A 13,157-nucleotide genomic window follows, 5' to 3' on the forward strand; every position below is an offset into this window, starting at 1 on the left:
TTTACAAGTAACAAATGTCGATTTTTTATAAATATGGCGCTTGACTGAGCTAGGCTCTGGGTACAAACTATGATGCTGATATATCCTCTTTTTTAGAGGCATAATAACAGTATTATAAGAAATACAAGGTCGTATTCAATGGCCGTTACAAGGAAAGTAAAATGGATTTTGCCCACATTGTTCCGCCGAAAGCTCCGAGTGCGTGGTTTGATATGGACGCGCTCGATCATAATATAACACTGATCAACCAAAAAACTAAGTCTGTTCAACTACGCTTGGCGACCAAATCTATTCGCTCTATAGACGTTCTGCACTACATTAAAGACAAATCTCCTAACTTTATCGGGCTGATGTCTTATGCGGCCGACGAATCAGTGTATCTGTTAGAAAATGGCTTTGATAATATTCTCTGCGCTTATCCAACTTTGGACATGGTAAGCGTTACCGCAACTTTTGACTTTACCAAACAGGGCGCAACCATGATTTGGATGATCGATCGCCCAGAGCATGTGGATGTGCTGAATGAAGTTGCCAAAGCGCACGATGTCATTATTGATGTTTGTCTCGATATCAATATGTCGATGCCGCTGCCCAAGCTGTATTTCGGTACCAAACGTTCAGCAATAATGAGCATCAAAGACGTAAAAAAGCTACTACAGCATATCAAAAAATATCCCAATATTAAGGTCAGTGCGGCAATGGGCTATGAGGCACAAATTGCGGGTTTGCCCGAGCATTTACCGGGTAAAACTGTGTTGTCGCCTGCGATTCGTTTATTAAAAAATCGCTCACAAAAACAAGTGAGTAAGCGCCGCCGCTCAATTGTTGACTATCTGGATAAACAAGGTTATACGCTTAAGCTCGTCAATGGGGGCGGCAGTGGCAGTATGGATTTCACCTCAAGCCAGCCTGAGGTTAGCGAAATAACGGTCGGTTCTGCCTATTATAAACCGGCGTATTTTGATTATATGGATAGCATGCATGAGTTTCAGCCTGCCGCGGGCTTTGTGCTGCCTGTGACGCGTCAACCAGAAAAAGGCGTGATTACCTGTCATAGTGGCGGCTTTATTGCCTCGGGTGCGACAGGTGCCGATAAAGCACCGGTCATTCATTATCCCAAACATTTATCATTACTAAACGATGAAGGTTTTGGCGAAGTACAAACGCCGATGGCAATTGGCAAAACGGGCAATGATGATGAGATGCCGCGTCTTAATATTGGCGATATGGTTTGGTGCCGCCATGCAAAAGCAGGCGAGCTGTGTGAACATTTTAATGAACTCATTTGTTATCGACAATCTGGTCAGCCTACAGTGGCAGCAAACAAAGAACAAAAGCAGCAAACCATGATAACTTACCGAGGAGAGGGCAAATGTTTTCATTAAGGCAGTGGCAAGGAAGCAATGATTGGCAAAATTGGGTAGGGTACGAGCGTGCTGCCCCTGAGCAAAAACTCACACCTTCATCGGTTGCAGAACTACAAGAGATTGTGAAAAATGCACGGGCAAATAAAAAGCGCGTTAGAGTCACGGGCGCGGCGCATTCTTTTAGTGGCTGCGCGAAACCTGAAGAAATTGCCGTCAGTTTACATAATATGCGCGGTCTTATCTCAGTCGATAAAGAGGCGAAGCTTGCCACTTTACACGCTGGTACTTACTTATATGAAATTGGCGCAGCGCTCAAAGAGTATGGTTTGGCATTAGAAAATATGGGCGATGTACAAGCACAGACCATTGCTGGTGCTGCCAGTACCGCAACTCATGGCACAGGGATTACTTTAGGCTCGATTGCCAATCAAGTGGTAACCTGGGAGTGGGTCGATGGTAAAGGTGAACTGCACACCCATCATCGCGGCGACCCGAAAACCGATGAGCTGGGTAATGCCTTACATGCCAGCCTGGGTATGCTTGGTATTTTTACCAAATTAACGCTTAAAGTGGTCGATATCTACGGACTTAAAGAGTCCAACGAAGTCTTATATTTTGAAGAAGGCTTGGCGCGTTTTCATGAAACCGCGTACAGCCATCGGCATATGGAATGGTTTTTGTTTCCCGGTACCAATAAGATTCAGCAAAAGACGCTGTCAGTGATAGCACCGAAAGCGATGACGGGCACGCAAAAACTCAAAGATCATTTCGACAGTGTGGTCACTTTAAATGGTGCTTTTTATGTGCTGTGCGAGCTGGCTCGTATGAAGCCGTCGCTGACCAAAAAGGTCAGTGAAATATCAGCAAGCTCTATTCCTAATACCAAGCGTGAAGGTTACAGCTACGAGGTGTTTCCGACACCGCGCGGCGTCAAATTTAATGAATCTGAGTATTTTATCAAGTTATCTGATTTTGATGAATGTATCTCAGAGGTCAATCATATTTTATTAAACGACAATAAAGGCTCGCACTTTCCTATTGAGGTGCGCACACATAAAGGCGAGACGGGCATGCTCAGTCCTACGCAGGGAGAGGATTGCGCGGTATTATCGTTCCACGTCTATAAAGGTATGGACTGTGAGCCGTTGTTTAAATGGCTATACGAGTATATGAAAAAATGGCAGGGTCGCCCGCATTGGGGTAAAGTGAATAAATTGAGCCGTATAGAGCTGCAAAGCTTATATTCTAAGCTCAATCGTTTTTTGGAGATACGCCGCGAGTATGATCCTGATAGTGTCTTTATGAATAGCTGGCTTGAGCAAAAGTTTTGCCTTTAAAGCCCTTATCAACTTAGCCATAAAAAAAAACAGCTCATAAAGAGCTGTTTTTTCATATTAAACCATTAAAATGTCTTACTTAACGCTTAATAGAGTCATCATAGTTGGCTTCCAAACGCATGGCGCGTTGGTAGCTATCAATGCTCGTCAGTTGCAAAGCATACTGTTTGATATGGGTGTAGTCTTCTAACGTACCGCGTTTAGCGAGCATGATTAAATCAAATGACAGCATAAAGTCAGCGCCACTGAGTTTGTTGCCGACGATAAATGTTTTGTCTTTCAACTCATCATCTAAATAGCTCAGGAGTTTGTGCTTTTCTTGAGCGATATAACCGGTTAAAAACGCATTGTCGCCAACGCCTGCTTTAGTGGTAAACAGCTCAAGCAATAACGGCAACATCAGCGAGCTTTCGGCAAAGTGAATCCACTGCAAGTAATGACCATAATCAGTGCTGTCGGTCGCAGGGCGTAATTGCTCTGGCGCAAAACGCTCAATCAATAGCTCAGTAATCGCCCCAGATTCGGCATAAAGCTCGCCATCCATCTCAATAACCGGAGATTTACCGAGTGGATGAATTGCTTTTAGGCTACCAGGTGCTAGATGCGTGTTGGCATCGCGCTGATGGCTAATGATTTCATAAGGTTGCCCCAATTCTTCTAGTAGCCATAGCGTACGTAGTGAGCGTGATTGATTAAGATGATGTAAGCGAATCATGATGTCAGCCTTGTTGCGGTATTTTATATTAAGCGTTCAGTTTAGCCAGTAAGCGTTTGGCAGCTTCTTCTGATGAGGCTGGGTTTTGGCCGGTAATCAATAGACCGTCTTCGACGACATAAGATTCCCAATCTGCGCCTTTTTGATAGTCACCGCCATTGGCTTTTAAAACGTCTTCCAATAAGAAAGGTACGACGTCAGTGAGCTGTACGCCTTCTTCTTCGGTATTGGTAAAACCAGTAACTTTTTTACCTTTGACCAAATACTCACCGTCGATTTTGACGTTTTTCAGCGCTGCAGGAGCGTGACAAACAAAAGCAATCGGCTTGTCTTGCTTAACAAAGCTTTCAATTAAATCGATAGAATTTTTATCGACTGCCAAATCCCATAATGGACCATGACCGCCCGGATAAAAGACAGAATCGAAGTCTTCGGCTTTTACGTCGGCAAGCTTTTTGGTATTGGCAAGACGCTCTTGCGCCTCTTTGTCTTCTTTAAAGCGTTTGGTGTCTTTGGTTTGCGCGTCTTCCGTATCGCTACTCGGATCGAGTGGTGGTTGACCGCCAGCAGGAGAGGCTAAGGTAATATTGACGCCAGCATCTAAAAAAGCATAGTAAGGGGCGGCAAATTCTTCGAGCCAAAACCCCGTCTTTTTGCCAGTATCGCCTAATTTATCGTGTGAGGTTAGTACCATTAAAATATTCATAATTGTCCTTATTTATTATTGATATTGGTATTGACGCTTGTTGGTATTCATCGTTAAGTATTGCTGAGAGATTCTGTTGCTCTTAGCGTTGCGCTATTTAAAATAACCATTACTGAACGTCGGCAACTTTAACCACGGTTTTACCGAAGTTCTTACCGTCTAACATGTCAAAGAAAGCTTGCGGCGCTTGTGCTAAGCCATCGACGATATGCTCTTTGGTTTTAACTTTACCCGATTCAACCCATTCACCCATGGTTTTTAAGAACTCTGGGAAATGATCGCCGTACTCTTCAAAGATAATAAAACCTTTGATAGTCAGACGTTGGCTCAGGATAAGACCCATCAGCATACCGAGACGGTCTTTGCCATCAGGAAGTTCAGTCGCATTATATTGTGACACTAGGCCGCACACTGGGATACGCGCATGGGCATTTAGTAATGGCAATACACCATCGAGTACTTTACCACCAACGTTTTCATAATAGATGTCGATACCATCTGGGCAAGCGTTTTTCAGCTGTTCGGCAAAGTCGTCGGCTTTATGGTCAATACAAATATCAAAGCCCAGCTCTTCGACCGCATAAGCGCATTTTTCCGCACCGCCTGCCACACCAACGGTACGTAAGCCTAAATGCTTACCGACTTGTCCGACGGTTGCGCCCACAGGACCAGTTGCTGCTGCGACGACTAAGGTTTCGCCTTGTTTTGGTTTACCGATATCGGTCAAACCCATATAGCCGGTAAAGCCTGGCATACCAAGGACACCCAAACCATAAGATGGGTTGGACATATTCTTATCAAGTTTTAGCACGCCTTCACCATCACTGACGCTATAATCCTGCCAGCCTGAATTTGATACCACCAAATCACCAACGGCAAATTTATCGATATTAGATTCGACCACTTGGGCGACCGTACCGCCAAGCATCACATCGCCGACTTCTAGTGGGTCAGCATAGCTTTTTGACGCGCTCATACGTCCACGCATGTAGGGATCAAGCGACATGTAGACCGTGCGCAGTAGCATTTGCTTGTCGTTAGGCGTTGGGATGTCGCTGGTGGTCAGCTCAAAATTGTCTTTGGTTGGGGTGCCATTCGGGCGGCTGGCAAGTTTGATTTGACGGTTTTGTTGTTGGTTTTGTTGTTCATTAAAGCTCATGTTAAAGCTCCTTATTCTAGTTGTTGGTTGTCATTATTGGTTTTTTAACGTTTTAAAATTCTTGGTGGTGTGTCAAAAAGTATGCTGGTTAAAACTTGAACAATTTTTGAAGCCTTGAAAGCCCTATAGAATCAGAGAACTTAGCATAGATTTCTTATTGACTTCTATCGCCAGCATACTTTTTAGAACACCACCAAATTCTTAAAGTCAGTAGCCATAACAAGGTGGATGGCTACCGATTATCGTGAAAATAGCAAGTTACGATGTTAAGACTTTAAATGATTAGGCTTTGCTCGTCACGGCGCGCTCTAAGATGCGGCGTGATACGTCTAAATCATTTTTACCATGTTCGCCCAATTTCACCATTTTGTGTGCTTCAAGTTGCTTAATGATAGGGTCAATCGCCGACTTATCTAACTCTGCGTCTTCTAAGCTCACTGGCAGTCCAAGCTCGCGGAAGAAGTTCTCAGTATGCACAATAGCAGTTTCGATGACGGTATCGTCGTCTAAATCTGTATCTGTAATGTTCCAAACGTTACGCGCATATTGGAGCAATTTGTCTTTTTTACTATCTTTAAGCTCACGCATGACTGACGGCAGTACAATCGTGAGCGTACGAGCATGGTCAATCGCGTGGAGTGAGGTCAATTCATGACCAATCATATGCGTCGTCCAATCTTGTGGCACGCCCGTGCCAATCAGGCCATTTAATGCCATGGTTGCCGTCCACATGATGTTTTTACGCGTTTCTAAATTCTCTGGGTCGGCCTTGACCGCTTTACCTTCTTCGACAAGAATTTTTAATAAGCTCTCAGAAAAGGCATCTTGCACTTTGGCATTAATAGGATAGGTAAGGTACTGCTCCATAACGTGAACAAAAGCATCAGCGACACCGTTCATCACTTGGCGTTCAGGTAAGGTTAACGTTTTGGTAGGGTCCAAAATTGAGAATTTAGGGAAGGTAAGCGGGTTGCCAAAGGGTAGTTTTGCTTGGCGTTCGCTATAGTTAATCACGCCGCCAGAGTTCATCTCAGAACCAGTCGCTGGAATGGTCAATACTGCGCCTAAATCAATCGCTGAATCGATGTTTTTGCAATAACTGGTCAATGCGTCCCATGCTTTTTCACGAGAAACCGTCCCATCTGTGCTGCCTTCTTCAGTTAATGAAGACACAAGGGCGACAAACTTACTACCATCGATAACTGAACCGCCGCCCACTGCTAATAAGAAATCAATATTATGTTTATTGACCATATCAGCAGCTTTTAGCAGCGTGGTAAATTCTGGATTGGCTTCAATACCGCCAAACTCAAATACTTCACGGTTGCCGTTAGCAGCGAGTGCATTTTTTACTTCATCTAAGGTACCAGTACGCTGCGCTGAACCACCGCCGTAAGTGATTAATACGCGTGCATCGGTTGGCACCAGTTCTGACAATTTTTTGATTTGACCTTCGCCAAAGACGATGCGAACGGGATTGTAGTATTGAAAGTTATTCATAAAATTCCTAGTTGCTAATGAGAAGTTGTAAGGTGAGTTTTAATAAGTATGTAGGTTGTGAGCGCAAAATATAGATCGTAGTAACTTTTGCTGTTTGAGCGTATTTTACATCAATTAGACCGGTCGTCTAGTATTTTATTATGAATTTTACAAAACTATCGTATAACTGAAAATCATCTTTTATCAGTTAGCGGTCTAAATGGTTACTCATGGAAATCCTGAATAATATTTAGCGACCAAGTTGCGAGGTGGTCATCAGCCAAACTTCTGCCAATGGTGTATCGGTTTGACTGATTTTAGCGATGAGACTGGCGCCTAACCAAGCAAAGTACCAACGTTTAGCCATACTCTCAGCGGCGATATTATCAGGGTGAGGGATTGTGCCATCTGCCCAGCCGGCTTTTATTTGCTCAGCAATCCAGTTGATAGTTTGCTGATAACCTGCATACAAGGCTTTACGCATGGTTTCTGAGATATCAGCCACTTCAGCGCTGAGCTTAACCACCAAGCATTTTTCATGGTCGCAGCCGTTTTGCTGGGTGTCATACCAGTTTTGAAAATAGTTATAAATCTTTTGTTGCGCGCTAATATCTTCAGCTGCAATCGACTCTAAGCGCTTTTTATAGTTAGCAAAATAATGCTCGATAATGGCTTCGCCAAAGGCTTCTTTTGAGGCAAAATAATGATAAAACGAGCCTTTAGGTACACCAGCAGTATCGAGTATTTGTTTGATACCGACAGCGGTAAAGCCTTTTTGCGCGATGAGCTTATAACCTACTGCTAATAGATGCGCCTTAGTATCGGATGGAATAGGAGTGGTAATATCGGACATGAAGAGGATGTTCTCCTTAGGGTATTATTTGGTTATGTAATCGAATGGAAATCAGTTAAATAGAAACTAGGGTTGAGAGCGCTTCTTTAATACTAGTTTTAAGCGTTACGTTTTCTCAACAATACATAATGATAAATTATTCTTGTTTTTGTGCTTACTATGTTAGCATTAGACCAGTCGTCTAGCAAGTTACGTTTGGTAAGAAGGCTTTTATTTATTAACGCAATTTATTAATGAAACCTTTTATTAATGAAACCTTTTATTAACGCTCAGTAGCAAGTTTTTTTGCACAATAGTTATGCCGACTGTTTATAAAGTGATACAACCGACACAACTTATACAACCTAGAGTTTTATATAAGTTTCTATCTAGAAAATACTTTTAATTGAATGGCTCTTAAAAACAAACTTAAAATAAATAAGGATAATTATGTCAACCGATACTAAGAATACTCAACAAAGCGCCTATAGCGATTTTCATTTGCAATATATCGCCGGTACGTGGCAAAAAGGTCAAGACGATAGCGTCAATACCGATACCAACCCTTTTAATGGCGAAACCTTGGTAGAGATTCAGCAGGCAACCGATAAACAGCTTGATGAAGCTTTTCAGGCAGCAACCAAAGCACAGGCAGAGTGGGCGAAGCAAACGCCAGCCCAGCGTGCAGCGGTATTATATAAAGTCGTCAATATCTTCGATGAGCGTCAAGAAGAAATCGTTAATTGGTTAATTAAAGAGTCGGGCAGTACCCGTATCAAAGCCATGGTCGAGTTCGGTAGTGCCCGTGCGATTACGCTTGAAGCTGCCAGTTTCCCAAACCGCGTGCATGGTGAAATTCGCCCTTCTAATACGCCGGGTAAAGAGAATTTTATTTATCGTGAGCCGATGGGCGTGATTGCCGTGATTAGCCCATGGAACTTCCCTTTACATTTAACCCAGCGTTCTATCGCGCCTGCGTTAGCCTTGGGTAATGCTGTGGTACTCAAGCCTGCCAGTGATACGCCGATTACTGGGGGTCTGCTATTGGCAAAAATATTTGAAGAAGCGGGTCTGCCAAAAGGCTTGCTGAGCGTGGTCGTTGGCGCGGGTAGCGAGATTGGCGATGCGATTGTTACTCACGATATTCCAAGCTTGGTGTCATTTACCGGTTCAACCTCAGTCGGTAAACGTATCGGCGAGCTTGCCAACGGCGGCGATTATATCAAGCAAGTGGCGCTTGAGCTTGGTGGTAATAGCCCATTTGTGGTGCTAAAAGATGCCGACATCGAACAAGCGGTAAAAGCAGCGGCTTTCGGTAAATTCCTGCATCAAGGACAAATCTGTATTGCGATTAATCGCATCATTGTCGAAGACGAGATTTATGATGATTTCGTTGAGCGTTTCTTAGCGCATGTAAAAACCCTAAACGTGGGTGATCCTAGCAAAGAAGACACCGCAGTTGGCCCTATCATCAATAAAAAACAAGTCGAATCGCTGCAAGAAAAAATCGCTAAAGCGCAGGAAGAGGGCGCTAAGATGCTATTAAGTGGTGAGATTAAAAGTCAGGTAGTGCCGCCGCATATCTTTAGTGAAGTGACGCGTGAGATGGACTTATCCTGTAACGAAGTTTTTGGCCCTGTGGTTGGTATCATTCGTGCCAAGGATGAAGATGATGCGCTGTCGATTGCCAATGATTCTATGTATGGTCTATCGAGTGCGGTCTTTACCCAAGATATGGAAAAAGGTTTGCGTTTTGCGCGCGGTATCAAAGCGGGCATGACCCATATCAACGATATCTCGGTCAATGATGAAAGTAGTGCGCCGTTCGGTGGCGAGAAAAACTCTGGTATCGGACGCTTTAATGGTGAATGGATATTAGAAGAATTTACCACTTTACATTGGATTTCCGTACAACATGAGCCACGCGAGTATCCATTCTAATTAGGCATGGTAGATAAATTAAACGCTCGACATAGAAAAGACCGCCTTGATGGTGGTCTTTTTTCTTACTAATGATGTCGTTACTCTAAAAGTTGATTATTCTAATGTTGCTTAGTATGAAAACCCAATAACGCTTCGATTTCTTCAATAGACATACGGCGGGTCAGGGCTTGCTCTTCTACCGTCAAGCGATTGGTGTGCTCTCTAATCATGGTATGGATACTGCGCGCGACCTCTGATGTCGTGGCATAATACATTTGTGGTTGTTGTTCGGTCAGTAAGGTTAAAAAACGATTAACAATTTTACGTTTTTCAATTGGTGCATGTGCTTCTGTCATGACATTCTCCTCAAGGTGGACCATTTATGTAGTCAAATTAGCCGTGGTCACTATTTATGATGGTAATAATGAAAGCAAATATCAAGGTATGGGCAGCTTTAACGTTTGGTTTATAGCGCTTAATTTATAAATTTTAGTGTTTAAAATTCGATTTCATACTGCCATAAATCAGCCAATGCCAGTTGTTTTCATTGACTTATTTGCAATAACTTATTTGGTAGCAGCTCTTTAATACCAGCTCTTTAATATCAGTTTCTTCATATAAGTGATAGAATATAGATTAATATAATATAAGTTATCTAGTGTAGCGCTTTATATAAATCAAAGCTGTATATAATAAGTGCGTTAATTCATCGTAGCAGTCATATAGTTTCAGTTGTATTATGTATAACATTCATTTAAAATATATCTTTAAGGCACACCTTCTAACTTTGACTATAAGAAGTCTGTTATGCAATCAATCAATTTACCTACCAAACCGCCAAGCTCGCCGCATCCTATTCTCAACCTGAGCTTTCGGATATTTTTTAGTGCCGCGGCTTTGTTTGCCATTATCACAATGACTCTATGGGCGTTTGTGTTTACCGGACACACGGATATCGATGCGCAAACGCTAAATCCGCTGTATTGGCATGGCCATGAAATGATTTATGGCTATGCGCTGGCAGTCGTGGCAGGTTTCTTATTGACCGCAGTGAAAACCTGGACGGGTGTGATGATGCCACATGGTTATAAGCTGCTCGGTATCTTTATGTGTTGGTTGCTGGCACGCTTGGGCTGGGTAGCTTTCGGCCTCGGTATCACGGTTGCTGGTAGCGGGGCAGCCTTACTATATGCCGCGGCGATATTTGATTTATTGTTTGTCGGCTGGATGGCATTTGTGATTTCTCGGGCAGTGCTACAAGTGAAGCAATATAAGCAGATGGGTATTTTAGCCAAGCTTACGCTTCTAACACTCGGTAATGCGCTATGCTATTGGGGCATTATCAGCGCCAATATGAACTTGACCAAGTTAGGTATCTATTTAGGTTTTTACTTGATTATCGGCCTAGTGTTGACCATCGGTCGTCGCGTGGTGCCGTTCTTTATCGAGCGTGGTTTAAGTATTCCAAACGCTAAAGGCGAAAAAGAAGAAGTCACAGTACGTAATAATAAAGCACAAGATATCGCAAGTTTACTGTTTTTCTTTGTTTTTTTCCTCGTTGATTTATTTTACCCCAATAAATACTTGCTGACCATCAGTGCCCTTGGGGTCGCGGTGGTCAATATCGTGCGCTTAGCGGGCTGGTATCATCGCGGCATTTGGCAAAAACCACTCTTATGGTCGTTATATATCGCGTTTTTAGGCATGTGTCTGAGTTTTGTGTTATACGCACTACAGCCATGGCTCGGTTACAGCCACAGTATCGCCGTCCATGGATTATCCATCTCTGGCGTGGGTATGATGACAGTAGCAATGATGGCGCGGGTATCGCTCGGTCATACAGGTCGCAGTATCCATCAACCGCCCAAAATCGTCAATCTTATGTTTGCACTGATGGTGCTGACGTTTGTCAGTCGAGTATTTTTACCATTGGTCGATATGAGCCATTACTTATTATGGATTATGACGGCGCAAGGTGCTTGGATTGCTTGTTTTGCACTATTTTGCATCAGTTATTTACCGATGCTGGCACGCCAACGGCCAGATGGCTTATTTGGTTAATAAGGTTTTGACGTGATCAACGTTATTTTACAACGTCAAGTTAATATTCATCTCAAACAGGGGAGCGCAAAAAATGCGACTGACCAACTATAGTGATTATGCGCTGCGCTCATTAATATATTTGGCGATTAAGCCTGAGCCGCATCTATTGGCAAACATTAGTGACATTGCCAACAGCTACAATATCTCTAAAAGTCATTTAACCAAGATTATTCACCAACTGGGGCAGCTTGGTTATATCGACAGCGTACGCGGTAAAAATGGCGGTATTCGCTTGGCTTGTCGGCCAAAGGATATCAATTTGGGCGTATTGATTAAGCAAATTGAGCCAGATTTTAATTTGGTTGAATGTTTTTCGACTGATTTACTAGTAACTGCCAAACCCGATGTTAATACTAATAGCACGGTGAATAGTCCGGTTATTAATGACGACAGCGGGGTTGCTAAAGATTTGGCTTTGACGCTTATCGATGAAGAGGCCAGTGCGGTGGTCAAATCAGGCTGTATCATCAGCCCTGTTTGTCAGTTAAAGCAGGTATTTTTTGAAGCGCTGACTGCTTTTATCAACGTTCTTGAGCGTTATACCTTGGCGGATGTTATCAGTAATGAGTCAGAATTGGCTGAGCTATTGTTTTATAGAAATAACCTCAATAGCTTAAATAGTCTGGTAAAATAACGCTCATCTAAAAAATAAAGCTGATATAGACACTCAAAAATAAAAAAGCTGCCTCGTCCATCATAGCGAGGCAGCTTTTTTATTATCAATTTCTAATTCATTCAACTTAAGCAACTAATCGTCTAATCATCTAAGCGTTTTCAAGCTTCGGACGCGCTTTATCAATGGCTTTTAATAAAGCGTTTTCAAACTCGCCTTCCTTAAACTTAACCAAATAAGAATGCGCGGCGCAAAAGTTTCGTACCTCACGCCATTCGTGGGCAAGATTGGTCGCCCAATCGCAGTATTGCTTGCCAGCATCAGGCTCATCTTTGAGCGCTTTTTTGGTGGTTGGGTGCAATAACAGCTCAGGCAACACCGCTTCTAGGAGTTTGGTTGGCGGACTCATAAAGGTGTCATCGACGTGTAGGCTTTTACTGGCAGGATGAAAGGCCAACAGCGACCCTGCATGAATCATCTCATTGGGTGAGATATAGTGAATGCCTTCTGACATAGAAAACTTTAGCTCAGGATAACGCTTGGCGACGGCCTCGCTTTCGACCAAATCGTCTGCCCATTGCACCTCAGGGATTTTTTTATGATGACGGCGACTGCCATAAAAAGTCGCTTGCGGGAAATCTTTTGCCATCTGCGCGCAGTGAATCGTATGAAAAGGATGGACGTTGAGCACAGCTTCAACATCTTGCCCATTATTGGTTAAGGCCATTACCTCATCGCGTACGTCGCCGGTAAGCTCATAGCTATCTAAAAAGACAAAACGCCCTGAATCTAACTTAATCAGTGAGCATTGAGTACCTATATTAAGGACGCCGCCTATGCGAAACGTACCGCGAATATTCCAAAATCCTGCGCCTAAATCATGTATTTTATCGGTCATTAATATTCTTCCTTAATCATTATTT

12 protein-coding genes are annotated in these 13,157 nt (G+C 43.1%); 5 read left to right on the plus strand and 7 right to left on the minus strand.

The features are described from left to right. The first annotated feature begins 161 nt into the window (after positions 1–161). Together CXF58_RS06305 and CXF58_RS06310 are read left to right on the plus strand one after the other, a co-directional pair. The gene (locus CXF58_RS06305) at positions 162–1,385 is read left to right on the plus strand and encodes an alanine racemase (protein WP_068405649.1); all 1,224 of its coding nucleotides are present in this window, start codon (positions 162–164) and stop codon (positions 1,383–1,385) included. Then, positions 1,373–2,704, plus strand: coding sequence for a D-arabinono-1,4-lactone oxidase (locus tag CXF58_RS06310; protein ID WP_068405646.1), 1,332 nt, complete (start codon positions 1,373–1,375; stop codon positions 2,702–2,704). The genes CXF58_RS06305 and CXF58_RS06310 overlap by 13 nt, the downstream gene beginning before the upstream one ends. Positions 2,705–2,783: 79 nt before the next feature. Here the strand turns inward: CXF58_RS06310 and CXF58_RS06315 are convergent, their stop codons facing one another. From CXF58_RS06315 to CXF58_RS06335, 5 genes are all read right to left on the minus strand, one after another. Beyond that, on the minus strand, positions 2,784–3,419 hold the full coding sequence (locus CXF58_RS06315) for a glutathione S-transferase family protein (protein WP_068405644.1): 636 nt from the start codon (positions 3,417–3,419) through the stop codon (positions 2,784–2,786). A gap of 28 nt (positions 3,420–3,447) precedes the next feature. Beyond that, positions 3,448–4,125: a type 1 glutamine amidotransferase domain-containing protein gene (locus CXF58_RS06320; RefSeq protein WP_102076917.1), complete on the minus strand. Its 678-nt coding sequence runs from the start codon at positions 4,123–4,125 to the stop codon at positions 3,448–3,450. 109 nt (positions 4,126–4,234) lie between these two features. Then, positions 4,235–5,284 carry an NADP-dependent oxidoreductase gene (locus CXF58_RS06325; protein ID WP_102076918.1) on the minus strand — a complete coding sequence of 350 codons (1,050 nt, stop codon included), beginning with the start codon at positions 5,282–5,284 and terminating at the stop codon, positions 4,235–4,237. Positions 5,285–5,566: 282 nt separating this feature from the next. Next, entirely contained in the window at positions 5,567–6,784 is a 1,218-nt protein-coding gene (locus tag CXF58_RS06330; RefSeq protein WP_068405636.1) for an iron-containing alcohol dehydrogenase, read from the minus strand. 229 nt (positions 6,785–7,013) lie between these two features. Then, entirely contained in the window at positions 7,014–7,616 is a 603-nt protein-coding gene (locus tag CXF58_RS06335; protein ID WP_068405634.1) for a TetR/AcrR family transcriptional regulator, read from the minus strand. Between the two features lie 429 nt (positions 7,617–8,045). Here CXF58_RS06335 and CXF58_RS06340 point away from each other — a divergent pair, with 429 nt between their 5' ends. Next, the gene (locus CXF58_RS06340) at positions 8,046–9,536 is read left to right on the plus strand and encodes an aldehyde dehydrogenase family protein (protein ID WP_102076919.1); all 1,491 of its coding nucleotides are present in this window, start codon (positions 8,046–8,048) and stop codon (positions 9,534–9,536) included. Between the two features lie 101 nt (positions 9,537–9,637). Here CXF58_RS06340 and CXF58_RS06345 read toward each other — a convergent pair whose 3' ends face one another. After that, positions 9,638–9,874 (minus strand): hypothetical protein, encoded by a 237-nt coding sequence (locus tag CXF58_RS06345; RefSeq protein WP_068405628.1) that lies wholly within the window; start codon positions 9,872–9,874, stop codon positions 9,638–9,640. A gap of 451 nt (positions 9,875–10,325) precedes the next feature. On the opposite strand from CXF58_RS06345, the gene CXF58_RS06350 reads away from it, so the two are divergent. Next, complete coding sequence (locus CXF58_RS06350) at positions 10,326–11,579, plus strand: NnrS family protein (RefSeq protein ID WP_068405625.1); 1,254 nt, start codon at positions 10,326–10,328, stop codon at positions 11,577–11,579. Positions 11,580–11,652: 73 nt separating this feature from the next. Beyond that, on the plus strand, positions 11,653–12,255 hold the full coding sequence (locus CXF58_RS06355; RefSeq protein WP_068405622.1) for an Rrf2 family transcriptional regulator: 603 nt from the start codon (positions 11,653–11,655) through the stop codon (positions 12,253–12,255). Between the two features lie 130 nt (positions 12,256–12,385). On the opposite strand, the gene CXF58_RS06360 is transcribed toward CXF58_RS06355, so the two are convergent. Continuing rightward, entirely contained in the window at positions 12,386–13,132 is a 747-nt protein-coding gene (locus CXF58_RS06360) for a hypothetical protein (RefSeq protein ID WP_068405619.1), read from the minus strand. Positions 13,133–13,157: the final 25 nt, after the last annotated feature.

The organism is Psychrobacter sp. Sarcosine-02u-2 (assembly GCF_002836335.1).
Classification (GTDB): domain Bacteria; phylum Pseudomonadota; class Gammaproteobacteria; order Pseudomonadales; family Moraxellaceae; genus Psychrobacter; species Psychrobacter faecalis.